The sequence below is a fragment of the Pseudomonas sp. Z1-12 genome (assembly GCF_051132015.1).
In the GTDB taxonomy this organism is placed as follows: Bacteria; Pseudomonadota; Gammaproteobacteria; order Pseudomonadales; family Pseudomonadaceae; genus Aquipseudomonas; species Aquipseudomonas zanjanensis.
In genome coordinates this window covers 2460898-2484101 of sequence record NZ_CP071647.1, presented here as the reverse complement: position 1 = coordinate 2484101, position 23204 = coordinate 2460898, and the positions used below count along the sequence as shown (strand labels likewise).

The following is a 23204-nucleotide window of genomic DNA, read 5'->3' as shown; positions in this document are numbered from 1 at the left end:
TTTTCCAGAATATCGTGTTCAGCCTTTTTTCTTGTAGGCAATGCAATCGATCTCGACCTTGCAATCGACCATCATGCTCGCCTGCACACAGGCCCTGGCCGGAGCGTGTTCGGGGTTGAAGTATTCGCCGAACACTTTGTTGAAACTCCAGAAGTCCCGCGGGTCCTCCAGCCATACGCCGCAGCGCACCACATCTTCCAGGCCGTAGCCGGCCTCTTCGAGAATGGCGACCAGGTTCTTCATGGTCTGGTGGGTCTGCTCGACGATCCCGCCGACAATGATCTCGCCGTTCACCGCCGGCACCTGACCGGACACGTGCAGCCAGCCATCGGCCTCCACGGCGCGGGCGAAGGGCCGGGGCTGGCCGCCGCCTGCGGTGCTGCCGGTGCCGTAACGCGTAATGCTCATGGGTATCTCCTTGTTGAATGATTGAAAGCTGAATGGATTAAAAACGGGTGTTCTTGAGGAATTCCGCCAGACGCGGCGATTGCGGCCGCTCGAACAGCTCCTTGGGTGGCCCTTGTTCTTCGATGCGGCCCTGGTTCATGAACACGATCTTGTCGGAGACCTCGAAGGCGAAGCGCATTTCGTGGGTCACCAGCAGCATGGTCATGCCGTCTTCGGCCAAGCCCTTGATCACGTTCAGCACCTCACCGACCAGCTCCGGGTCCAGGGCCGAGGTGACTTCGTCGAACAGCATCAGGCTGGGGTTCATCGCAATCGCCCGGGCAATCGCCACGCGTTGCTGCTGGCCGCCGGACAACTGGCCGGGAAAGTGGTCGCGCCGCTCCAACAGGCCGACCCGCTCCAGCCATTTTTCGGCCAGGGCCACCGCTTCGTCCTTGTGCAGTTTTTTCACCTTGAGCAGGCCCAGGGTGACGTTCTGCAACGCGGTCAGATGTGGGAACAGGTTGAACTGCTGGAAGGCCATGCCGGTCATGGCCCGATGGCGGGCGATGACTTTCTCGGCGTGGCGCACACGCTTGCCAGCCACCTCGTCATAACCGATGGACTCGCCGTCGAGCATGATCCGGCCGCCCTGGAATTCTTCCAGCATGTTCACGCAACGCAGCAATGTGGTCTTGCCCGAACCGCTGGAGCCGATCAGCGTGACCACATTGCCGCGCTGCATGCTCAGGTCCACGCCCTTGAGCACTTCCAGCGGGCCGTATTGTTTGCGCAGGCCGCGAATGTCCAGCAGCGGTTGGGCGTTTGAGAGCTTTGTACTGGAGAGTTTCGAAACGTCAGTCATGGCAACGCCACCCGCTTTTCAATGTGCCGTCCGAGCAATTCGATGGCGTAATTGATGATGAAAAAGAGAAACCCGGCGAACAGGTAAAATTCCAACGTCATGAAGGTCCGGGCGATGATCTGCTGGGTGCTGAGCAGCAACTCGGCGACACCGATCACCGACAGCAAGGTCGAGGCCTTGACGATCTCCGTGGAGGAATTGACCCAGGTCGGCAAGATCTGCCGCAACGCCTGGGGCAACAGCACGTAACCCAGCGCCTGGTAGAACGTCAGGCCGATGGCCTGGCTCGCTTCCATCTGTCCACGGGGCAATGCCTGCAAGGCACCGCGCACGATCTCGGCCACGTGGGAGCCGCAGAACAGCGTCAAGCCCAGCACGCCGGCCTGGAACGCGCCGATCTGCCAGCCCAGGGCCGGGGCCATGTAGAAGCAGGCCAGCACCAGCACGAACACCGGCGTGCCGCGGATCAGGTCGACGTAGAAGCGAAACGGCGCGCGCATCCAGACACGGCCGTACGTCAACGCCAACCCGGCGACGACACCGATCAAGGTGCCCAACACAATCGCCAGCAGCGAACACTGCACGCTGGTCAGGAAACCGGCCCACAGGGTGTCCCGGGCGACCCACAACTCATGCAACCAACTGGGGGATTCGTACATGGGAGACTCCTAACGGCGGATCGCCAGGCGCTGCTCGAAATACCGCAGCAGCATGGCAATGAGGTAACAGGCCGCGACATACAGGGCCGTGGTCACCAGCCAGGTTTCGATCACCCGGTAGCTCTCCACGTTGATCTTGCGGGCGTAGTAGGTCAGCTCCGGCACGGCAATCGCCGCCGCCAGGGAGGTGTCCTTGAACAGCGAGATGAAGTTGTTCGACAAGGCCGGCAATACGTTGCGCAGCATCACCGGCACGGTGACGTAGGCCTTCACCTGCCACTCGCCCAGGCCGATGGCCAATCCCGCTTCACGCTGCCCCTTGTGAATGCTCAACAGCCCGCCGCGAAACACTTCGGTCAGGTAGGCCCCGGCGTACAGCGAGAGCGTGATGACGAACGACGGCAGCTTGTCCAGGCGAATGCCCAGGCTCGGCAAGGCGAAGTAGATCAACAGGATCAGCACCAGGATCGGCGTATTGCGGATCACCGTGACATACACCGACGCCAGCACCCGCAACACCCGATGCTTGCTGAGCAGCGCGAACGCCATCGCCAGGCCGATCACGCAACCGATGGCGATCGACACCAGCGCCAGGGTAAGCCCCAGGCCGAGCCCCGCCAGCAAGGTGTCGAAATCGCGCCAGACGGCGGCAAAGTTCAACTGATAATTCATGGTCGGCACTACCTTCGACGGTGCGCCCACAAAGGGCGCCCAGGGCTCACAGGGTCATTTGAATTCAACGGGGAAACCGATCGCCGGCGACGGCAGCTCGACGCCGAACCACTGCTTGAACGACGCCGCGTAGGTGGGGAACTCCACACCGGTCATGGCCTCATGCAAGGTGGTGTTGACGAAGTTCAGCCAGTCCTGGTCGCCGCGCTTGACCGCGCAGGCGTAGGTTTGTGGGCTCCAGGCGTAGGCCGGGCTGCGGTAGCGCCCTGGGTTCTGCACCATCAGGTATTTGACCGAGGACTGGTCGGTGGCGGCGGCATCGGCGCGGCCGGAGTTCACCGCCTGGTACATCAGGTCGACGCTGTCGTACTGGTCGACCTTGGCCTTGGGCAATGCCTGGTGCACGAGTTCTTCGGCGTACACGTTCTGCAGTACCGCCACGGTAACGTCGTCATCCGCCGCCTTGAGGTCTTCGATTTCCTTGTACTTGCTGTTGGCCGGCAGCAGCAGGCCCACGCCTTCGCGGTAGTACGGCAGGGTGAACGCCACTTGCTGGGCGCGACTGGCGGTAACGGTGATGAACTGGCAGCTCATGTCGACCTTGTCGGTTAGCAGGTTGGGAATCCGCGCATCGGACGACTGCACCACGAACTCGACTTTCTCCGGGTCGTTGAACAGGCCCTTGGCGACCATCCGCGCGATGTCGATATCGAAGCCCTGCAACTTGCCATCCGCTCCCTGGAAGTGCCACGGCGCATTGGTACTGCCCGTGCCCACGATCAATTTCCCCCGCTGCAGCACGCTGTCCAGCTTGCTGTCGGCCGCCTGAGCGACCCCCATGGCAGCCGTCGTGGCCACGAAGAGAAAAACACACGCTTTGAACAAGGAAGGTCGGCGTTGCATGGCAAGCACTCCAGAGTGAGTTTATTCCGCTATACCGGAACATGGTATGTAACAACGGAATAGACAGCAGAAAGTGTGCCACAGGCTTGAGGGCCCTGGGAGAGAAAAATAGAAATTGAGGGAAATCAGGGAGATGGGAAAAACAAGTGGGCGGACGGTGACGTCTGCCTGCAAACACTGTTGCTACCGTCGGCCACGACGCACGGGTAACAAGGCCTCAAACCGGGTACTCGGCGCCCCCGGCGCACCGAAACGGAACCACTCTGGAATGTGTGAATGATTACCCTGTGGGAGCGAGCTTGCTCGCGATAGCGGTGGATCAGCCAAGGTTGATGCCAACTGACCTGACGCCATCGCGAGCAAGCTCGCTCCCACAATGGTTTTGCGGCGTTCTTGGGAAGACAAACATCACCTATTGGCGCCTGGCGGCCTCGTCATATACCTGGCCGCGCTCGCGCTTACCTACCGCGATCACCGTAACGACCAGCAAATCATCTACTACCCGGTAAACCAATCGATAGCCTGCATTGCGCAGCTTGATTTTATAAGCGTTGCCCAACCCGTGCAGTCGGTCAGCCTGGACGTGCGGATTTACCAGTCGCTCCTCAAGCTTTTTCTTGAATTGCTCCTTGAGTGTTGCTCCCAGCTTTTGCCATTCCTTCCATGCTTTATCGGAAAACTCCAGCTCATAGGTCATCAAGAGAAACCTTGATCGTTGGATCATTTTCACGCTCGCGGCAAAGAGCGACCAACTCCATGTCTTCAAGCCGATCCATCATGGCTTCATATTCCCGAGCGGGGACACAATAAAAAGCCGGCTCGTTGCGGTTGAGGATCGCTACGGACAATCCCCCACCAGCGGCAACGGTGCCCATCGGATTCTTCTTGAGTTCGGAAATGCTGGCTACCACTTGAGAAAGCACGATGTGTGTCATGACGGGAGTCCTTGAGTACTCTTAATGGCGCTAAAAATAGCACCCTAAAACATCTCTTGCCACTGCTTAACGCCCGCAAAACCTCACCCTGGACAACATCCGCAAATCCCCCTCGCGGTAATAGTCATCGCTCCAGCTGTCATCCACTGCCAGCGGCTTGACCTGCTTGAGGGCGAGTTTTTTCGCGAAATAACGAAAGCGGTAGTGCTCGTAGAAACGCAGCAGTTCCAGCCCGTAGCGGTCGGCCAGGTCGGTGTCGCCCTGGATGATCAGGTAATTCTCGTCGTTGCCACTGCTGGCCGCGGCGCTCAGGTTGTGGCTGCCGCTGAGGATGGTCGGCGTGTCGCTGGTGAAGTCGGTGACGATGGCCTTGGTGTGCACCAGCAGGTTGCCCTTCTGACCTTTCATATTTTCCCGCAGCCAGCCTTCCAGGCCGGTGTTGAGCAACGCGGTGGCGGCGAACTCGGCGGTGCGGTCGGCATGGAAGCCGGTGATGCGGCTCCGGGTGTTTTGCAGGCCGTAGCGCAGCACATCGTCATTGGGTGCGCCGAGCAAGGCATCGAGGATGCGGTCGGGCAACACGAAGGCGGTGACGAACAACAGGTCCTTTCGCGCCCCCTTGATGATGTCGACGAAACGATCCAGATCGCCCTCCCCGGTGCGTGGCGAGAACCCGGCGAACAACGCCTCTTGGGGCGCCATGGCGTTGTTCAGGTTCAACCATTGGCGAGTGGCATCGACATCTTGGGGGGTCGCCCAGATTTGCTCGAACACCTTGAGGTAGCTGCTGCTGATCCGAGGATCGTCCAGCACATGCACGACGTTGGCCTGGCGGTAGACACCGTTGGCGGTGAAATTGGTGCTGCCGCATAGCACGGCCTCGGGTTGCAATGAACCGCTGCCCTGCACCTTGCTCAGCACAATGAACTTGTTGTGGAAAATATTGTGGGTGATCCGCCCACGTTTGTTGGCCGCCGGCATGCTCTCCAGGCTGGCTTCGTTGCGTGCCGTGGTGTCGTCCCCGGGCTCGGCGTGATACAGCACTCGCACCCGGGCGCCGCGAGCGTGAGCGGCGGTCACCGCATCGACGATCACCGGCAATTCGTATTCATAGATAGCGACGTCCAAGGCCCAGCTGGCATCCAGCGCCCGGTCGATGAAACCGATCAAGCGCCCCAGCAAACCGTTTTCCAGCCAGCGACGCGGGGCATCGGGCCAGTCGTCGATGGACAGGTGCTTGTTGGCGTCGATCAGCGCGTCCAGTTCCGGAAACTTGCGCTGGAACGCCTGGCTGGCGGCCACGGCACGGTTGAAAATCACGCGCTGGTTGGTCGGTTGCCCGTCGTCGCTGGTGACGGTGACGTCCAGGGATTCGCCCAACTGCGGTGCCTCGGGGCTGCCATAGGCCAGGTGCACACGGTAATGGATCGTCACGCCGGGGTTGACGGCGTAGTCGGCCCAGCGAAATTTCTGCAGGGGCGCCTTGTCGCTGGGGGTGGCGTGGAACTGGGGAAAGGTATGGGCCTTGTCGGGGAAGGTCAGGCTGTTGAACAGGAACAGCCAGGGCTTGTTGCCCTGCTGCTTCTCGATGGCAAAGCCCAGCAAGCCCTGGCGCCGGTGTTCAGCCAGGTCCATGGCAAGCAGCACGCCGTTGGTGCCGGCATAAGCCTTGACCCGAAAATCGTCCTGGGGATTGGTGACGAGTACGCGCATGGTTCACTCCTGTGAGGGGCTGGCTGAGCATAGTGCAGTGATGCGGGTTCGCTGGGCAGGTCATTGGAACCAAGAGGATGCCATCGCGAGCAAGCTCGCTCCCACATGGGTTTCGCTGTGAACACATGAATGATGAACACCTCGGCCCCCTGTGGGAGCGAGCTTGCTCGCGATAGGGCCCTGACAGTCACAGCACATTTCAATCGGCCTCATCGATATGCCGATACTCAGCCCCCAACAACCCCGCCAACTGCCGGGCCCGGCCCAGGCGAATCGGGCCTCTTTCAATGTCAATCAACAGGCACGGGCAATCGAGGGCCGGCGGTGAAAGCCCTTCCTTGACGCGTCCGTCGGTCATTACCAGCACCCGTTGCTGCTCCGCCGGGTAGCGCTTGCGCCGCGCCACCAGCCAGCGGCCGGCCTCGTTCATCGCCGCCAGCAACGGCGTTCCGCCCCCTGCACCCAGGCCATCGAGCCAGTCGCGCAGACCGGCCGAGGCCTTTAGCCCCTGCACCTGCCAGTTCGGTTGCGTGCCGCTGGCTGTCAGCAGCGCCAAGCGGGCGCGTTGTCGGTAGGCGTCGTCGAACAATTGCGCCAACAGGCCTTTGCCGTCACTCAAGGCGCGATGACGCCGGGTCGAGGCCGACGCATCGACGATGACCAGCCACAGCTCATGGGGAGACCGATAGCGATCGTGCCAACGCAAATCTTCATGTCGGCGTGGTCGGCCGTTGAGCAACGTCCCCGGCCAGTTCACCGCGCCACTGGCCGCCGCTTTGCTCCGGCCCTGACGGCCCTGGTCGAGACTTCCGGCGCGGGGTCTGGCATTCGCCCCCGCCGGCGAACGGGGGCGAATGCCTAGGGCTTTTTTGGCCAGCTCGGCACATCGCGCCGGGACCCGGTCGGCAATGCCCGCGCTGGCAGGTCGCCCCACTGGCCCTGGCCTTCGTTGGGTTCAGTGGTTTTTTCCGCCCCCGTCGGTGCCTGGGACGGCGCCGGTGCCGGTGCCGAATGCCCGCGCCGCCGATGCCGCAAGGCAAACTCGGCGACGGCATCGATGTCTTCATCGGCAATCGCCGCGGCGCCGCGCCAGGCGGCATGGGCCCGGGCCGCCCGCAGCCAGACCAGGTCGGCGCGCAAGCCATCGACCCCAGCGGCAAAACAACGTTCGGTGATCTGCGCCAGCGCCGCATCATCGAGGGCGATTCCGGCCAAGCGCTCGCGCGCCTGTTGGCAGCGTTCGCGCAACTGCTGTTGAGCCGTTTCCCACTCTGCGCAGAACGCCACCGGATCGCTGTCGAAATCCAACCGCCGCCGGATGATCTGGCCGCGCTCGGCCGGTGCGGTGTGACCATCGAGCGCGACGTTCAGGCCGAAACGGTCGAGCAATTGCGGACGCAGCTCGCCCTCTTCCGGGTTCATGGTGCCGATCAGGACAAAGCGCGCCGAGTGCCGATGGGAAATGCCGTCACGCTCGATCAGGTTGGTGCCGCTGGCGGCCACATCAAGCAGCAGATCCACCAGGTGATCGGGCAGCAGGTTCACTTCATCGACATACAGTACGCCACCGTCGGCCTTGGCCAATACGCCGGGAGAAAACTGCGCGCGCCCCTCCCCCAACGCCGCGTCCAGGTCCAGGGTGCCCACCAGCCGCTCTTCGGTCGCACCGAGGGGCAAGGTGACGAACTGACCGCTGGCCAGCAGATCCGCCAGGCCCCGGGCCAATGTGGACTTGGCCATGCCCCGCGGACCTTCGATCAGCACACCGCCGATTTTCGGGTCGATGGCGGCCAGGCACAGGGCCAGTTTCAAGTCATCGGCGCCGACCACGGCGGAGAGTGGGAAATGGGGGGTGTGGGTCATGTTGAATGTCTCATGCATGTGAGAGAGTCCCTGTGGCGAGGGAGCTTGCTCCCGCTCGACTGCGCGGCAGTCGTCATTCTGAAAGGGCACTGGGACCTCAGGTTCCGGGGGCTGCTGCGCAGCCCAGCGGGAGCAAGCTCCCTCACCACAAGGGCTGGTCTGTGGTCCTCATTTCAGCCATCTTCTTCTATGTCCAACAACAAGTTCTCCAGCGCCTCGCGATACGCCCCCGGTGCCTGCCACATCCCTCGCTGCTGCGCTTCGAGCATGCGCTCGGTCATGTCCCGCAGGGCGTCGGGGTTGTGCTGGCGAACGAAATCCCGGGTGTCCGGATCGAGCAGGTAGGCATCGGCCAGCAAGGCGTACTGATGGTCATCGATCAAATGCGTTGTGGCATCGAAGGCAAACAGGTTGTCCACCGTCGCCGCCAGTTCGAACGCGCCTTTGTAGCCGTGCCGCTTCACGCCGTCGATCCACTTCGGATTGGCCGCGCGGGAGCGGATGACCCGGTTGAGCTCTTCCTTCAGGGTACGGATCCTGGGCAAGTCCGGCTGGCTGTGATCGCCATGGTAACTGGCCGCCGCATCGCCACTGAGGGTCTCGACCGCCGCCAGCATGCCGCCTTGGAATTGGTAGTAATCATTGGAGTCGAGCAGGTCGTGCTCGCGGTTGTCCTGGTTCTGCAACACCGCCTGCACCTGGCTCAAGCGCCGGGAGAACTGCTCCCGGGCGGCGGTGCCTTCATCGCTGGCACCGTAGGCGTAGCCGCCCCAGTTCAGGTACACCTCGGCCAGGTCCTCGCGGCTCTGCCACAAACGACCGTCAATCGCACCCTGCACGCCCGCGCCATAGGCACCGGGCTTGGCCCCGAAAATCCGCCAGCCGGCCTGGCGCGCCGCGGCTTGCGGCTCAAAACCCGACGCCTGCAAGGCTTCGCGCTCGCTGCGCACCTTGGCCGCCAAGGGGTTCATGTCGTCCGGCTCATCGAGGGCGGCGACGGCCTGCACGGCGGCGTCGAACAAGCGGATCAGGTTGGCAAAGGCATCCCGGAAGAACCCGGACACCCGCAACGTGACATCGACCCGGGGCCGGTCCAGCAGGCTCAACGGCAGGATCTCGAAATCATCGACCCGCTGGCTGCCGGTGGCCCACACCGGACGCACGCCCATCAACGCCATGGCCTGGGCGATGTCGTCACCGCCAGTGCGCATCGTGGCGGTGCCCCACACCGACAGGCCGAGCTGGCGCAGGTGATCGCCGTGGTCCTGCAAGTGCCGTTCAAGGATCAGGTTCGCCGACTGGAAACCGATGCGCCACGCCGTGGTGGTGGGCAGGTTGCGCACGTCCACCGAGAAAAAGTTGCGACCTGTGGGCAACACGTCCAGACGCCCGCGGCTCGGCGCGCCGCTGGGGCCGGCCGGCACGAAGCGCCCGCCCAGGGCATCGAGCAGGCCACGCATTTCCGCCGGGCCGCAGGCGTCCAGGCGCGGGGCCACGACGGACCGCAGGTTTTCAATAATGTCGAAAACCGTCTCCCAGCCCACCCCCTCCAGTGGCTCGACGACACCGTCCAGCGCCCGCTCGATCAACTGCGCCGCGAACAGCTCCAGGCGCTCGCGGGTATCACCAGCGGTGCGCCAAGGCTCGGTACTGACCTGACGCAACGCGTCGGGGCGTTCACCCGCCCAGGGCTCGGCCAAGGCACAATCCAGCGGATCGAAACCCAGCCCGAACGCCTTCGCCAGCGCTCGCAGCAGGCTCGACTGGGCGCCTTTGCCGTCGCCCCGGGGAATGCGCAGCAACGCCAGCAACGTATCGATGCGCAGCCGCCCGCTGGGCGACTCGCCAAAAACGTGCAGGCCGTCGCGGATCTGCGACTCCTTCAAGTCGCACAGGTACGTGTCCAGGCGTGGCAGCCAGATCGCCGCGTCGGCATTGCTATCCAGGGCGGCATCCAGTTGCAGCTCGCGGTCGATGTGCGTCTCGCGCACCAGGTTGAGGATGTCCCGCTGCAGCTCCCGGGCGCGGCGCGGATCGAGCAATTGCGCCTCGTAGTATTCGTCGGCCAGCAGCTCGAGGTTACGCAGCGGCCCATAGGTTTCGGCCCGGGTCAGCGGCGGCATCAAGTGGTCGATGATCACCGCCTGGGTCCGTCGCTTGGCCTGGGCGCCCTCGCCCGGATCGTTGACGATGAACGGATAGATATTCGGCAGCGGCCCCAGCAGCACGTCCGGCCAGCAGTTCTCCGAGAGCCCGACGCCCTTGCCCGGCAGCCATTCGAGGTTGCCGTGCTTGCCGACGTGGATCGTTGCGTGGACGCCGTAGGCGTGGCGCAACCAGAAATAAAACGCCAGGTAACCGTGGGGCGGCACTAGGTCCGGGTCGTGGTACACCGCGCTCGGATCGACCTGATAACCCCGCGCCGGCTGGATGCCAACAAACGTCAGGCCCAGGCGCAGGCCGGCGACCATCAGGCGCCCGTCGCGGAACATCGGGTCCTGCTCGGGTGTGCCCCAGCGCGCCAGCACCGCTTGGCGATTGGCCTCGGGCAGCGCGTCAAACAGGGATTGGTAGGCATCGAGAGCCAGACTCTGGTGACAGGGGCGCAAGTCGAGGCTATCCAGGTCGTTACTGACCCCGCCGAGCAATTGCTGGATCAACGCAGTGCCGCTCGCCGGCAGTTCGGCCGGCAGTGGATAGCCCTCGGCCTGCAAGGCCCGCAGGATATTCAGCGCCGCCGCCGGGGTGTCCAGGCCGACACCGTTGCCGATGAGCCCATCCCGGGTCGGGTAGTTGGCGAGGATCAGCGCCACCCGCTTTTGCCCATTGGGCAGGCGCGCCAGGGTAGTCCAGCGCTGGGCCAGTGCGGCGACAAAATCCATGCGCTCGGGCACGGCGCGGTAGCAGACCACGTCGCTCTGGCTGCGTTCGCTGCGCCAGGCCAAGTCCTTGAAACTGATGGGGCGGCTGATGATTCGTCCGTCCAGTTCCGGCAAGGCAATGTGCATCGCCAGGTCCCGTGGCCCCAAGCCCTGCTCGCTGGCACGCCAGCCGGGTTCGTTGTCCTGGGCGCAAATGGCCTGGATCACCGGGATATTGCGGCGAAACGGTCGCAAATGCGGAGCTTCGGGGCTGGATTGAGCGAAGCCGGTGGTGTTGAGGATCACCCCCGCTTCCACCTCGTCCAGCCAGTCCTCGACCCGCGCAAGGCAAGCCGGCTCCTTCAGGCTGGCCACGGCAATCGGCAGCGGATTGAGCCCCGCCGCTTGCAGGCGCTGGCAGAACACGTCGATGAACGCGGTGTTCGCCGCTTGCAGGTGGGAGCGATAAAACAGCACCGCCGCCACCGGTTGCCCGGCGCTCCAGTCGGCTTGCCAATCGCCGAGGCTGGCGCTGGTTTTCGTCGGGTGATAGATGGCCGTGCGTGGCAAGGCCTGCGGCTCGCTCCACGGATAATCGCGGCCGAACCATTGGCTGCCGAGGTTGTGAAACAGGTCCAAGGCATTGCCCAGGCCACCCTGGCGCAAGAACTGCCAGAGCCGGTCACGGTCCTCGACGGCCACGTTGCTCAGGTCACTGAGCTCCGGGTCCGGACGGTCATCCCCCGGCACCAGGATCAGCTTCACCCCGCGTCCGGCCAGTTCCATCAGGCGTTCGATGCCGTAACGCCAATAGCCGATGCCGCCGTGCAGCGACAACAGTATGACCTTGGCGTGTTGCAGCACGTCTTCGAAATACAGGTCCACCGAAGCGTGGTTCTGCACCTGCATCGGGTTGGCGAGGCGAAACTGCGGGTAGTCGTCCGGCAACTGCCGCGCCGCTTCGGCCAATAGCGCCAGGCTGGAGTCGCCGCTGCACAGGATCACCAGTTCGGCTGGGGTTTGCCCCAGGTCGGCAATGTTGTCATCCGACACGAAACCGCCGGGCTGGGTCCTGAGCAGGTGCATGGCTTAGGCGCTGAGGGCGGCGCGCAATTGCGCTTCGAGCAGCGCGGCATCCAGAGCCTGGCCGATCAGCACCAGACGGGTGACCCGCGCTTCCTCGGCGCCCCACTGACGGTCGAAATGCTTGTCGAAACGCGTGCCGACGCCCTGGATCAACAGGCGCATCGGCTTGTTCGGGATCGCCGCGAAACCCTTGACCCGCAGCACGCCGTGCTGGACCACCAGTTGCGACAGTGCATCCAGCAGCAGGCTTTCGTCGGCCTGGGGCAGTTCGATGGAAATGGAATCGAAGGCGTCATGATCGTGGTCATCGTCGTCGCCGTCATGGTGATGGTCGTGATGGCTGTGGCGACCGTCGATGTGTTCTTCGGAACCGGCGCCCAGGCCGATCAGCACGTCCAGTGGCAGCCGACCGCTGCTGGCTTCGATGACCTTGACCGCTGGCGGCAGTTCTTCGGCGACTTCCAGGCGCACCTTGGCCAGGTCTTCAGGGCTGATCAGGTCGGCCTTGTTGAGGATCACCAGGTCGGCGCTGGCCAGTTGGTCGGCGAACAATTCGTGCAGCGGCGATTCGTGATCCAGGTTCGGGTCGAGTTTGCGCATGGCGTCGACCTGGTCGGGGAAGGCGGCGAAGGTACCGGCGGCCACAGCCGGGCTGTCCACTACGGTGATCACCGCATCGACGGTGCAGGCGCTGCGAATTTCCGGCCACTGGAAGGCCTGGACCAGTGGCTTGGGCAGGGCCAGGCCAGAGGTTTCAATGAGGATGTGGTCGAGGTCGCCACGCCGGGCCACCAATTCACGCATCACCGGGAAAAATTCTTCCTGCACCGTGCAGCACAGGCAACCGTTGGCCAGTTCGTAGACGCGGCCGCTGGCTTCTTCTTCGGTGCAACCGATGGTGCACTGTTTGAGGATCTCGCCGTCGATGCCCAGCTCGCCGAACTCGTTGACGATCACGGCGATGCGCCGACCCTGGGCGTTGTCGAGCATGTGCCGCAGCAAGGTGGTCTTACCCGAGCCGAGGAAGCCGGTGACGATGGTGACGGGAAGTTTGGCCAGTGTTTTCATCGGATGCCCTTTGGCAAGGTGGCGGGCAAACGGGACGACAACCGCTGGCACAGGCGCACGGAAGATTTCGCCACCGGATCACCCCGCCCGGTTGTAGTGAGAATCTGTTTCGAGGCAGGTCTCCTGGCTGACGGCGGGCCGGTCTTTCGACTGGCAATTGCTGCGCCTTCCCGTGCGCCTTTGGTAAAAGGGCATGCACAGTGGCCTTGCAGAAACCTCACCGTTCACAGTTGCGGGGGCAGCCGCGGCTTGGACCGCGTTCCCTTCTTAGCTCCGGCGCATGCCGAAGAACCTCGAAGGCGCAAGGCTACGCAGGGTGCGGGGGCGGGTCAATCGCCAGAGCGTTTTGCGGTGCATGGACGGGCCTCATCGCGAGCAAGCTCGCTCCCACATTGGTTCTGCATCGCCCTCAAATTTAGGGCCCGGCGAAGATCCTGTGTGGGAGCGAGCTTGCTCGCGATGGATGCGACTCGCTGCGAGAATTGACGCCTGGACCCCACCCATGCTCTCCTGTGCGCCTAGTTACGGGTGCCCTTCACAGGGTGAAACGGGAAACCGGTGAATCGTGTGCTTTACTCCAAGCCCACGTCAGTCCGGTGCTGCCCCCGCAACGGTAAGCGAGCGAAGCGTCTGAACCACTGTGTCCACGGACATGGGAAGGGTGACGCTTGCAGGCCAGGCACAAGCCCAGCCCCTCGTGAGCCCGGAGACCGGCCCATGACTCAAGCATCAACAAACCCGCGGTGGGCGGGCGCTGTTCGAACCTTGGCGGGCTTTCGCCCGGGGTCTCATTGCGCTCGCATCCCCCACGGAACAAAAACAGAGGGAAGCGCCATGTCGACCATCAGCAGCACCGCCCGCTCCACCAGCAGCACCACCACCCTGAGCCAACGCCTGAGCGTCGCGATCCTGGCTTCGATCCTGGGGGCGGGGTTGGTCTATTTCACCGGTTTCTCCCACATCGAAGCGGTACACAACGCCGCCCACGATACCCGCCACAGCGCCGCCTTCCCCTGCCATTGAGAACCGACGACATGATCAAGCGTATCGCCCAGACCGCCGGTTTCAGCGGTTTGCTGGCCGCCCTGCTGTTGACCCTGTTGCAGAGTTTCTGGGTATCGCCGTTGATTCTCCAGGCGGAAACCTTCGAGAAGGCTCCGACGACCGAAGTCCACGAACACGCCGACGGGGCCGCCCATACCCATGACGCCGAAGCCTGGGAGCCGGAAGACGGTTGGCAGCGGGTACTGTCCACCACCGGCGGTAACCTGGTGGTCGCCGTGGGTTTTGCCCTGATGCTGGCGGGCCTGTACACCTTGCGCGCACCGACTCGCACCTCCCAAGGCCTGCTCTGGGGCTTGGCCGGTTATGCCACTTTCGTCCTGGCACCGACCCTCGGCCTGCCCCCGGAGTTGCCCGGCACCGCAGCGGCCGACCTGGCCCAGCGACAAATGTGGTGGATTGGCACCGCAGCGTCCACGGCGGTGGGCATTGCCTTGATCGCCTTCGGCCAGCATTGGCTGCTCAAGGTACTGGGCGCGGCGACGTTACTGGTGCCCCACGTCATCGGCGCACCGCAACCGGAAGTCCACTCGATGCTGGCGCCCGAAGCGCTTGAGAGCCAGTTCAAGATCGCCTCGCAGGTGACCAACGTCGCGTTCTGGCTGGCCCTGGGCCTGATCAGCGCCTGGCTGTTTCGCCGTGGCGACCAAGCCCACCACGACGCATGAGCGCCGCGCCGGTCCTGGTGATCGGCCTGGGCTGCCAGCGCGGTTGCCCGGCCAGCACGCTGCGGGCCTTGCTCGAACAGACGTTGCTGGCCCACGGCATCGAGCTTCACCAGGTGCGGGCCCTGGCCAGTATCGACCTCAAGCGTGACGAGCCCGGGTTGTTGGAACTGGCCGCGCAGTTGGGCTTGCCGCTGACCTGCTTCAGTGCCGAACAATTGGCCGAGTACGAGCCGCGGCTCAGTCACCGTTCCGAGATCGCCTTCGAGCGAACCGGTTGCTACGGTATCGCCGAAAGCGCTGCCCTGGCCTTGGCCGACCAGTTGGGCACCACGACGCCGTCAACACTGCAGATTCCCCGACAGAAAGGCCCCCAATGCACGTTGGCATTGGCGGTCGTGGGGTAAAACCCGATAATCGGCGCCCAGGATCATGAGCGATACTCATCTGGGCGACGCTCACCCACCTTTCTCAGGAGCCGGTCAATGACCGTGTACTTCATCGGCGCCGGCCCCGGCGACCCGGACCTCATCACGGTCAAAGGCCAACGACTGATCCGCCAGTGCGCGGTGATCATCTACGCCGGCTCGCTGGTGCCGACCGCCGTCCTCGAAGGCCATTGTGCCGAACAGGTGATCAACAGCGCCGAGCTGCATCTGGAACAAATCATCGAATTGATCAAGAGCGCCCATCTCAAGGGCCAGGACGTGGCCCGGGTACACTCCGGCGATCCGAGCTTGTACGGCGCCATCGGCGAGCAGATTCGCTGCTTGCGGGAACTGGGCATCCCGTTCGAAATCATCCCGGGAGTAACCGCGACCTCAGCCTGCGCCGCCCTGCTGGGCGCCGAACTGACCTTGCCGGACATCTCCCAGAGCCTGATCCTCACCCGTTACGCCGACAAGTCCCCGATGCCCGCCGGGGAGGAACTGGGCAGCCTGGCCCAGCACGGGGCAACCATGGCGATTCATCTGGGGGTCAATCACCTGGAAAAGATCGTCGACGAACTGCGACCCCACTATGGCGGCGATTGCCCGATTGCGGTGATCCACCGGGCGACCTGGCCAGATCAGGATTGGGTGATGGGGACGTTGGACGATATCGCGACAAAGGTACAAGCCAAGGGCTTTCGCCGCACGGCGCTGATTCTGGTGGGACGGGTGCTGGGCAACGATGTGTTCAGCGAGTCCTCGCTGTACCGCGCCGGGCATGCGCATCTGTACCGGCCCTGACTCGCTCAGCAAGAGCCAACCCAGATTCCCCTATGGAAGCGAGCTTGCTCGCGATAGCGGCGGGTCAGCCAGCAGTGGTGTCGAATGTGCCGACGCCTTCGCGAGCAAGCTCGCTCCCACAGGGATTGCAGCGACAAGAAAAGTGACGGTTACCGCAGCTCCCACAGGGTTCGGCAGGTGCCCACAGGTTTACGCGCCGATCACCGAAGCTTTTGTGGCGAGGGAGCTTGCTCCCGCTGGACCGCGAAGCGGTCCCTTGGCAACCCCTGCATCATCACGAGAATGCATCGATTGCCTGGCGATTGCTTCGCAATCGAGCGGGAGCAAGCTCCCTCGCCACAGCGTTTTGCGCGCAGGGAACACCTATCAGTAGTAGGCGTTTTCTTTCTGCGTATGGTCGGTCACGTCGCGTACGCCCTTGAGCTCCGGGATGCGCTCGAGCAAGGTGCGCTCGATGCCTTCCTTCAAGGTCACGTCGGCCTGGCCGCAGCCCTGGCAGCCGCCGCCGAACTGGAGCACGGCGATGCCGTCTTCCACCACGTCGATCAGCGACACCTGGCCGCCGTGGCTGGCCAGCCCCGGGTTGATTTCGGTTTGCAGGTAATAATTGATGCGCTCGTTGACCGGGCTGTCGGCATTGACCATCGGCACCTTGGCGTTCGGCGCCTTGATGGTCAGCTGGCCGCCCATGCGGTCGGTGGCGTAGTCGACGACCGCGTCGTCCAGGAAAGCTTCGCTGAACGAGTCGATGTACGCGGTGAAGCTCTTGAGCCCCAACGCGGTGTCTTCGGGTTTTTCTTCCCCCGGCTTGCAGTAGGCGATGCACGTCTCTGCGTACTGGGTGCCGGGCTGGGTGATGAAGATGCGGATCCCGATACCCGGGGTGTTCTGCTTGGACAGCAGGTCGGCCAGGTAATCGTGGGCGGCATCGGTAATGGTTATGGCGGTCATGGAAACTCCTCGCAGGCTTGCCGGCAGTTTACGCCAATCATCGCGCCGGACAAAGTCCTAGTATTTTTGTCAGGAAAGCATCCGGCGGCACGGGGTTTGCCGCCGGACCTGTCGATCAGAGGTTCTGGTAGCGATTCATGTCCAGCACACCGCTTTCCACGGGCTCCGTCTCCTGGATGTACTGGCCCAGATCATGGAAGTAGTACCAGAACTGCGGGTGGCTGCGGCGAATCCCCCAGCGCTCGACAATCCGCTCGAACGCCGGCGCGTCCTGGGCGCCTTGCATGGCTTTTACGAACGCCGGCACTTGCCCGGCCGGAATGTTGAACAGGAAGTTCGGATAGCTGCTGAGCACGCCCGGGTAGACCGTCAGCGTGTCCAGCCCCGGTTGGTAGCGCCGTTCCTCCCCCAGCAGGAACGCCACGTTGCTGTGGGCGCGGTTGCGCAGCAGGCTGTAGACCTCACGCCGACCGCCAACGGTTTCGACGCGCAGCATCGTCGCTTCCGGCAGTTGGTCGATCACCTTGAGCCCCGCCGCCGGGCGCGACACCAGCCGACTGAGGGCCTGCTCGGCGTTTTGCAGCGTCGGGTCGATGTTCGGGCGCGAGCAGTAGGCTCCGTCGCAGCGGTTGAGCGGATCGGGGCGCGCGTTCAGCTCGCCATAGCGGGCTAGCAATTGCTGGGCGAAATCGCGCTTGGGGTCGTGCTCGTCAAGCTTGAGGGCCGTCGGCTTGTCATTGTCGATGGCCTCGTAATCGAGCCACATCTTGACTTTGCCACCGTCCTGGTACCAGTCGTCCAGGTACTCTTCGCGGGAGTCAGCGGGCATCAAGCGCAGGAAATTCTGTTCCGCGCCATTGCGGATCAAGTCGAAATACAACCGGGTCTGGGCCTGGTGGGACACGTTGCCGAACACGTCGAAATTCACCGCCAGTTGATAGTAGGTACGCTCCAGCAACGGGAAGTCGAACAGCCACATTGTCTGCGGTACCTCGCCGATCAGCCCCTTGGTGACCGAAGCACTGTCGAAATGCCGGAAAATGCTCAGCAGCGCGTTGTCGTTGCCGGCCCACAGCGTCGACCAGCTCGGTGCCGGCAGCTCGGCATAGTTGTCGCGGCGCAAGGCTTCGTATTCGTTACGTTTGTCCCGATAGTCGAGCCACAGGCTGACGACACTGCCCACGTCATCGTTCTGCCCCGGCATCGCCAATAGCGGCGTGGCCTGGCCGCGGTAGTTCGGGTCGGTGATGTACAGGTCGTGCTCGGGGGCCTGGAACAGCGCCCAGAAATTGTCGCGGATCACATCCGTGGCGATCTGGCCACGGCACACCGGCCCGCGAATGAATGTGCGCACGAAGTACTCGGCGTTATCGAGCATGAACTGGTAGCGGGCCTGGGCCGGGATCGCTTCGAAGGTGGAAAACGGATTGGCCCGGCGCTCCGGCCCATAACCCGGCAGCGCGCTGACCTGCCAGTTGCCGCTGTAGAACAGGCTCTTGATGCGCGCCATTTTCGCCGCGCTCAAGCCGTAGGTGATGTGGGTCTTGTGCACGATCACCCCCTGTACCGGCCAGAGCCGGTAATAAATGCGGGTACCCGGGTCGTCGTTGGGACGGCGGGTGTTGATCAGGTCGATCGGCTGGCCCGTGGGCGTGCGCGAACGCACCCACTGGAAGAAATGCCCCGGCTCGCCGCCCTTGAAATAGATGTGCGCCAGGAACCAATGTTCGAACAACCAGCGGCCCACCAGGCTTTCCCGGGCGCCCGGAGCATTGAGCAGGTTTTCCCATTGCACCACCTGCAAGGCTTCGGCGGCGCTTGGCGCCAGGGCCTGCTGATCGATGGGCGCACCGGCGGCCAGCCAGCGCTGCAAGGTCTGGTATTGCTGGTCAGTCAGGCCGGTGACGGCCAGGGGCATGCCTTCCTTGGGATGGGCACCGGCGTATTCGTCGAATTGACCCGGCATCGCGCAACTGTTGTCGCGGTTGAGGCCCAGGATGATCTCTTCCGGCAGCTTGGCGTTAGGCTGTAACGGCGTGCGATGGCCCAACTCCAGCATGCGCGCCATCAATGCAGCCTGGCTGCCCTGGGCGTCGAGCACTGAATAGAAGCCCTTGCGTTGCCAGGCGCGCGGGCCGGAGGCGTCATAGAACAAGCGGGTCGGGTCGGCCGCCTGGCGTCGCTCGCCGTCATACACCGACAGCTTGCTCGCCCCCCGCGCCACGCCCTCGCCACTGCCCAGGTTCAACTGGCAGGCGGAGTCGTAGCAGGCATGGCAGGCCACGCATTTTTCCGTGAAGATCGGCTGGATATCGCGGGTGTAGGAGATCGCGGAAGCGGGATTCCCGGCGGCTGCGGTAAAAGACAAGAGCAGCAACAGACTGCCGAATAAGACGCGGTACGGCATGTCTCGGGTCCCTAAGAGATAATCCGGCGATTCTACCGGGCCAGCATCGCCTTGCAAACATGAGCGATATTCATGCAAAAGCCATCATGATCAAATCCTGCACAGGTTTGCTATCATCCCGGCCTTCGTAATGGTCTTTTTTCCAGGTAGTCCTATGTCTGATCGCAGCGCTCGCCTTTATCTTCTCCAGCAAGCCCTCAAGGAACGCATCCTGATCCTCGACGGCGGCATGGGCACGATGATCCAGAGCTACAAGCTGGAAGAACAGGACTACCGCGGCAAGCGTTTTGCCGACTGGCCGAGCGACGTCAAGGGCAACAACGATTTGCTCGTGCTCAGCCGCCCCGACGTGATCGGCGCCATTGAAAAAGCCTACCTGGATGCCGGTGCCGACATCCTGGAAACCAACACCTTCAACGCCACCCAGGTGTCCCAGGCCGACTACGGCATGCAGGGCCTGGCCTACGAGCTGAACCTGGAAGGCGCGCGCCTGGCGCGTAAAGTGGCCGACGCCAAGACCCTGGAAACCCCGGACAAGCCGCGCTTCGTCGCCGGCGTGCTCGGCCCGACCAGCCGCACCTGCTCGCTGTCGCCGGACGTGAACAACCCCGGCTACCGCAACGTGACCTTCGATGAACTGGTGGAGAACTACACCGAGGCCACCAAGGGCCTGATCGAAGGCGGCGCCGACCTGATCCTCATCGAGACGATCTTCGACACGCTGAACGCGAAGGCGGCGATCTTTGCCGTGCAAGGCGTCTACGAAGAACTGGACGTCGAACTGCCGATCATGATCTCCGGCACCATCACCGACGCCTCCGGCCGCACCCTCTCCGGCCAGACCACCGAAGCCTTTTGGAATTCGGTGGCCCACGCCAAACCGATCTCCGTGGGCCTGAACTGCGCCCTCGGCGCCAGCGAATTGCGCCCGTACCTGGAAGAGCTGTCGAACAAGGCCAGCACCCACGTATCGGCCCACCCCAACGCAGGCCTGCCCAACGAATTCGGGGAATACGACGAACTGCCAGCCGAGACGGCCAAGGTCATCGAAGAGTTTGCCCAGAGCGGTTTCCTGAACATTGTCGGCGGCTGCTGCGGCACCACCCCGGCGCACATCGAAGCCATCGCCAAGGCCGTGGCCGGCTATGCGCCGCGACAGATTCCGGAGATTCCCCGGGCCTGTCGCCTGTCGGGCCTGGAACCGTTCACCATCGACCGCAGCTCGCTGTTCGTCAACGTCGGCGAGCGGACCAATATCACCGGTTCCGCCAAGTTCGCCCGGCTGATCCGCGAGGACAACTACACCGAAGCCCTGGAAGTGGCCCTGCAGCAGGTCGAGGCCGGCGCCCAGGTAATCGACATCAACATGGACGAGGGCATGCTCGATTCGAAGAAGGCCATGGTGACCTTCCTCAATCTGATCGCCGGCGAACCGGACATTTCCCGGGTGCCGATCATGATCGACTCCTCCAAGTGGGAAGTGATCGAAGCGGGCCTCAAGTGCATCCAGGGCAAGGGCATCGTCAATTCCATCAGCATGAAGGAAGGCGTCGAGCAGTTCATTCATCACGCCAAGCTGTGCAAGCGCTATGGCGCTGCGGTGGTGGTGATGGCCTTCGACGAAGCCGGCCAGGCCGACACCGAGGCGCGCAAGAAGGAAATCTGCAAGCGCTCCTACGACATCCTGGTCAACGAAGTCGGCTTCCCGCCGGAAGACATCATCTTCGACCCGAACATCTTCGCCGTTGCCACCGGTATCGAGGAGCACAACAACTATGCCGTGGACTTCATCAACGCCTGCGCCTACATCCGCGACGAACTGCCCTACGCACTGACCTCCGGCGGCGTGTCCAACGTGTCGTTCTCGTTCCGCGGCAACAACCCGGTGCGCGAGGCGATTCACTCGGTATTCCTGCTGTATGCGATCCGTGCGGGCCTGACCATGGGCATCGTCAACGCCGGCCAACTGGAGATCTACGACCAGATCCCGGTGGAGCTGCGCGACGCCGTGGAAGACGTGATCCTCAACCGTACACCCGAGGGCACCGACGCCCTGCTCGCCATCGCCGACAAGTACAAGGGTGACGGCAGCGTCAAGGAAGCGGAAACCGAAGAATGGCGCGGCTGGGAAGTGAACAAGCGCCTGGAGCACGCGCTGGTCAAAGGCATCACCACCCACATCGTCGAAGACACCGAGGAGTCGCGGCTGTCGTTCGCCCGACCGATCGAGGTGATCGAAGGCCCGCTGATGGCCGGCATGAACATCGTCGGCGACCTGTTTGGCGCCGGCAAAATGTTCCTGCCCCAAGTGGTCAAGTCCGCCCGCGTGATGAAGCAGGCGGTGGCGCACCTGATCCCGTTCATCGAGGCGGAAAAAGGCGACAAGCCGGAGGCGAAGGGCAAGATCCTCATGGCGACGGTCAAGGGCGACGTCCACGACATCGGCAAGAATATCGTCGGCGTCGTGTTGGGGTGCAACGGCTATGACATCGTCGACCTGGGCGTGATGGTGCCGGCGGAAAAGATCCTGCAGGTGGCCAAGGAGCAGAAGTGCGACATCATCGGCCTGTCCGGCCTGATCACCCCGTCCCTGGATGAGATGGTGCACGTGGCGCGGGAGATGCAGCGCCAGGATTTCCATCTGCCGTTGATGATTGGCGGTGCTACGACCTCCAAGGCCCACACGGCGGTGAAGATCGAGCCCAAGTACAGCAACGATGCGGTGATCTATGTCACCGACGCCTCCCGCGCCGTGGGCGTGGCGACCCAGTTGCTGTCCAAGGAGCTCAAGCCGGCGTTCGTCGAGAAAACCCGCCAGGACTACATCGACGTGCGCGAGCGCACCTCCAACCGCAGCGCCCGCACCGAGCGCCTGAGCTACCCGGCGGCCGTGGCGAAGAAGCCGCAGTTCGACTGGAGCAGCTACCAGCCGGTCAAGCCGACCTTCACCGGTGCCAAGGTGCTGGACCACATCGACCTGAACGTCCTGGCCGAATACATCGACTGGACACCGTTCTTCATTTCCTGGGACCTGGCTGGCAAGTACCCACGCATCCTCACCGACGAAGTGGTCGGCGAAGCGGCCACGGCGTTGTACGCCGACGCCCGGGCGATGCTGCGCAAGCTGATCGACGAGAAACTCATCAGCGCCCGTGCCGTGTTCGGCTTCTGGCCGGCCAACCAAGTGCATGACGACGACCTGGAAGTCTATGGCGACGACGGCAAGCCACTGGCGCGCCTGCATCACCTGCGCCAGCAGATCATCAAGACCGACGGCAAGCCGAACTTCTCCCTGGCCGACTTCGTCGCGCCGAAGGACAGCGGCATCACCGATTACGTCGGCGGCTTCATCACCACCGCCGGCATCGGCGCCGAAGAAGTCGCCAAGGCTTATCAGGAAGCCGGCGACGACTATAACTCGATCATGGTCAAGGCCCTGGCCGACCGCTTGGCCGAAGCCTGCGCCGAATGGCTGCACCAGCAGGTGCGCAAGGAACACTGGGGTTACGCCAAGGACGAGAGCCTGGACAACGAGGCGCTGATCAAGGAGCAATACACCGGCATCCGCCCTGCCCCCGGCTACCCGGCCTGCCCGGACCACACCGAGAAGGCCACGCTGTTCCGCCTGCTCGATCCCGAGGCCAGTGAAATGAAAGCCGGACGCAGCGGCGTGTTCCTCACCGAACACTACGCCATGTTCCCGGCGGCGGCGGTCAGCGGCTGGTATTTCGCCCATCCCCAGGCGCAGTACTTTGCGGTGGGCAAGATCGACAAGGATCAGGTGCAGAGCTATACGGCGCGCAAGGGCCAGGATTTGAGCGTGACGGAGCGTTGGTTGGCGCCAAATTTGGGTTATGACAACTGATATCCGGCCT

The 23204-nt window shown here is 63.3% G+C and carries 19 protein-coding genes and 2 riboswitches; of the genes, 5 read left to right on the top strand and 14 right to left on the bottom strand.

The window, feature by feature from the left end; all coding sequences use genetic code 11:
* Positions 1–18 precede the first annotated feature (18 nt).
* The 12 genes from J3P85_RS11045 to cobW all read right to left on the bottom strand — a co-directional run bounded on the left by J3P85_RS11045 (position 19) and on the right by cobW (position 13012).
* Positions 19–408 carry a RidA family protein gene (locus tag J3P85_RS11045; RefSeq protein ID WP_186706691.1) on the bottom strand — a complete coding sequence of 130 codons (390 nt, stop codon included), beginning with the start codon at positions 406–408 and terminating at the stop codon, positions 19–21.
* A gap of 37 nt (positions 409–445) precedes the next feature.
* Positions 446–1252, bottom strand: coding sequence for an amino acid ABC transporter ATP-binding protein (locus tag J3P85_RS11040; RefSeq protein ID WP_434705806.1), 807 nt, complete (start codon positions 1250–1252; stop codon positions 446–448).
* Positions 1249–1911, bottom strand: a complete 663-nt coding sequence (locus J3P85_RS11035) for an amino acid ABC transporter permease (RefSeq protein ID WP_053121514.1) — start codon at positions 1909–1911, stop codon at positions 1249–1251. Before J3P85_RS11035 ends, J3P85_RS11040 begins: the two co-directional genes overlap by 4 nt.
* Positions 1912–1920: 9 nt before the next feature.
* Positions 1921–2583: an amino acid ABC transporter permease gene (locus J3P85_RS11030; RefSeq protein WP_434705805.1), complete on the bottom strand. Its 663-nt coding sequence runs from the start codon at positions 2581–2583 to the stop codon at positions 1921–1923.
* Between the two features lie 54 nt (positions 2584–2637).
* A complete protein-coding gene (locus J3P85_RS11025) occupies positions 2638–3486 on the bottom strand; it encodes a transporter substrate-binding domain-containing protein (protein WP_207961909.1) in 849 nt (282 codons plus the stop codon).
* Between the two features lie 412 nt (positions 3487–3898).
* Complete coding sequence (locus J3P85_RS11020; RefSeq protein ID WP_186729016.1) at positions 3899–4183, bottom strand: type II toxin-antitoxin system RelE family toxin; 285 nt, start codon at positions 4181–4183, stop codon at positions 3899–3901.
* Positions 4173–4421 (bottom strand): type II toxin-antitoxin system Phd/YefM family antitoxin, encoded by a 249-nt coding sequence (locus J3P85_RS11015; protein ID WP_024616638.1) that lies wholly within the window; start codon positions 4419–4421, stop codon positions 4173–4175. The genes J3P85_RS11020 and J3P85_RS11015 overlap by 11 nt, the downstream gene beginning before the upstream one ends.
* A gap of 66 nt (positions 4422–4487) precedes the next feature.
* Positions 4488–6134, bottom strand: a complete 1647-nt coding sequence (locus J3P85_RS11010) for a phospholipase D-like domain-containing protein (protein WP_434705804.1) — start codon at positions 6132–6134, stop codon at positions 4488–4490.
* Positions 6135–6333: 199 nt separating this feature from the next.
* Positions 6334–6891: a vWA domain-containing protein gene (locus tag J3P85_RS11005; protein WP_434706351.1), complete on the bottom strand. Its 558-nt coding sequence runs from the start codon at positions 6889–6891 to the stop codon at positions 6334–6336.
* 101 nt (positions 6892–6992) lie between these two features.
* A complete protein-coding gene (locus J3P85_RS11000; protein ID WP_434706350.1) occupies positions 6993–7997 on the bottom strand; it encodes an ATP-binding protein in 1005 nt (334 codons plus the stop codon).
* Between the two features lie 173 nt (positions 7998–8170).
* On the bottom strand, positions 8171–11944 hold the full coding sequence (gene cobN, locus J3P85_RS10995; protein ID WP_434705803.1) for a cobaltochelatase subunit CobN: 3774 nt from the start codon (positions 11942–11944) through the stop codon (positions 8171–8173).
* 3 nt (positions 11945–11947) lie between these two features.
* Entirely contained in the window at positions 11948–13012 is a 1065-nt protein-coding gene (cobW, locus tag J3P85_RS10990) for a cobalamin biosynthesis protein CobW (protein ID WP_434705802.1), read from the bottom strand.
* 96 nt (positions 13013–13108) lie between these two features.
* A riboswitch (cobalamin riboswitch) is annotated at positions 13109–13323 on the bottom strand.
* Between the two features lie 198 nt (positions 13324–13521).
* A riboswitch (cobalamin riboswitch) is annotated at positions 13522–13745 on the top strand.
* 101 nt (positions 13746–13846) lie between these two features.
* Between cobW and J3P85_RS10985 the strand changes: the two genes are divergently transcribed.
* The 4 genes from J3P85_RS10985 (at position 13847) to cobM (ending at position 15971) form a co-directional block, all read left to right on the top strand.
* Positions 13847–14035: a CbtB domain-containing protein gene (locus tag J3P85_RS10985; RefSeq protein WP_434705800.1), complete on the top strand. Its 189-nt coding sequence runs from the start codon at positions 13847–13849 to the stop codon at positions 14033–14035.
* Positions 14036–14046: 11 nt separating this feature from the next.
* Positions 14047–14742 (top strand): CbtA family protein, encoded by a 696-nt coding sequence (locus J3P85_RS10980; RefSeq protein WP_434705799.1) that lies wholly within the window; start codon positions 14047–14049, stop codon positions 14740–14742.
* Positions 14739–15146, top strand: a complete 408-nt coding sequence (locus tag J3P85_RS10975; RefSeq protein WP_434705798.1) for a cobalamin biosynthesis protein — start codon at positions 14739–14741, stop codon at positions 15144–15146. The genes J3P85_RS10980 and J3P85_RS10975 overlap by 4 nt, the downstream gene beginning before the upstream one ends.
* A gap of 78 nt (positions 15147–15224) precedes the next feature.
* Complete coding sequence (gene cobM / locus J3P85_RS10970; RefSeq protein ID WP_434705797.1) at positions 15225–15971, top strand: precorrin-4 C(11)-methyltransferase; 747 nt, start codon at positions 15225–15227, stop codon at positions 15969–15971.
* A gap of 366 nt (positions 15972–16337) precedes the next feature.
* On the opposite strand, the gene nfuA is transcribed toward cobM, so the two are convergent.
* Entirely contained in the window at positions 16338–16922 is a 585-nt protein-coding gene (nfuA, locus tag J3P85_RS10965) for a Fe-S biogenesis protein NfuA (RefSeq protein ID WP_003182850.1), read from the bottom strand.
* A gap of 115 nt (positions 16923–17037) precedes the next feature.
* A complete protein-coding gene (locus tag J3P85_RS10960) occupies positions 17038–19329 on the bottom strand; it encodes a fatty acid cis/trans isomerase (RefSeq protein WP_434705796.1) in 2292 nt (763 codons plus the stop codon).
* Between the two features lie 154 nt (positions 19330–19483).
* On the opposite strand from J3P85_RS10960, the gene metH reads away from it, so the two are divergent.
* Positions 19484–23194: a methionine synthase gene (gene metH / locus J3P85_RS10955; RefSeq protein WP_434705795.1), complete on the top strand. Its 3711-nt coding sequence runs from the start codon at positions 19484–19486 to the stop codon at positions 23192–23194.
* Positions 23195–23204 lie beyond the last annotated feature (10 nt).

Bases quoted from the DNA above. Each gene is read 5' to 3' on its own strand.
- J3P85_RS11045 (WP_186706691.1), bottom strand. From the start codon at position 408: ATGAGCATTACGCGTTACGGCACCGGCAGCACCGCAGGCGGCGGCCAG.
- J3P85_RS11040 (WP_434705806.1), bottom strand. From the start codon at position 1,252: ATGACTGACGTTTCGAAACTCTCCAGTACAAAGCTCTCAAACGCCCAA.
- J3P85_RS11035 (WP_053121514.1), bottom strand. From the start codon at position 1,911: ATGTACGAATCCCCCAGTTGGTTGCATGAGTTGTGGGTCGCCCGGGAC.
- J3P85_RS11030 (WP_434705805.1), bottom strand. From the start codon at position 2,583: ATGAATTATCAGTTGAACTTTGCCGCCGTCTGGCGCGATTTCGACACC.
- J3P85_RS11025 (WP_207961909.1), bottom strand. From the start codon at position 3,486: ATGCAACGCCGACCTTCCTTGTTCAAAGCGTGTGTTTTTCTCTTCGTG.
- J3P85_RS11020 (WP_186729016.1), bottom strand. From the start codon at position 4,183: ATGACCTATGAGCTGGAGTTTTCCGATAAAGCATGGAAGGAATGGCAA.
- J3P85_RS11015 (WP_024616638.1), bottom strand. From the start codon at position 4,421: ATGACACACATCGTGCTTTCTCAAGTGGTAGCCAGCATTTCCGAACTC.
- J3P85_RS11010 (WP_434705804.1), bottom strand. From the start codon at position 6,134: ATGCGCGTACTCGTCACCAATCCCCAGGACGATTTTCGGGTCAAGGCT.
- J3P85_RS11000 (WP_434706350.1), bottom strand. From the start codon at position 7,997: ATGACCCACACCCCCCATTTCCCACTCTCCGCCGTGGTCGGCGCCGAT.
- cobN (WP_434705803.1), bottom strand. From the start codon at position 11,944: ATGCACCTGCTCAGGACCCAGCCCGGCGGTTTCGTGTCGGATGACAAC.
- cobW (WP_434705802.1), bottom strand. From the start codon at position 13,012: ATGAAAACACTGGCCAAACTTCCCGTCACCATCGTCACCGGCTTCCTC.
- J3P85_RS10985 (WP_434705800.1), top strand. From the start codon at position 13,847: ATGTCGACCATCAGCAGCACCGCCCGCTCCACCAGCAGCACCACCACC.
- J3P85_RS10980 (WP_434705799.1), top strand. From the start codon at position 14,047: ATGATCAAGCGTATCGCCCAGACCGCCGGTTTCAGCGGTTTGCTGGCC.
- J3P85_RS10975 (WP_434705798.1), top strand. From the start codon at position 14,739: ATGAGCGCCGCGCCGGTCCTGGTGATCGGCCTGGGCTGCCAGCGCGGT.
- cobM (WP_434705797.1), top strand. From the start codon at position 15,225: ATGACCGTGTACTTCATCGGCGCCGGCCCCGGCGACCCGGACCTCATC.
- nfuA (WP_003182850.1), bottom strand. From the start codon at position 16,922: ATGACCGCCATAACCATTACCGATGCCGCCCACGATTACCTGGCCGAC.
- J3P85_RS10960 (WP_434705796.1), bottom strand. From the start codon at position 19,329: ATGCCGTACCGCGTCTTATTCGGCAGTCTGTTGCTGCTCTTGTCTTTT.
- metH (WP_434705795.1), top strand. From the start codon at position 19,484: ATGTCTGATCGCAGCGCTCGCCTTTATCTTCTCCAGCAAGCCCTCAAG.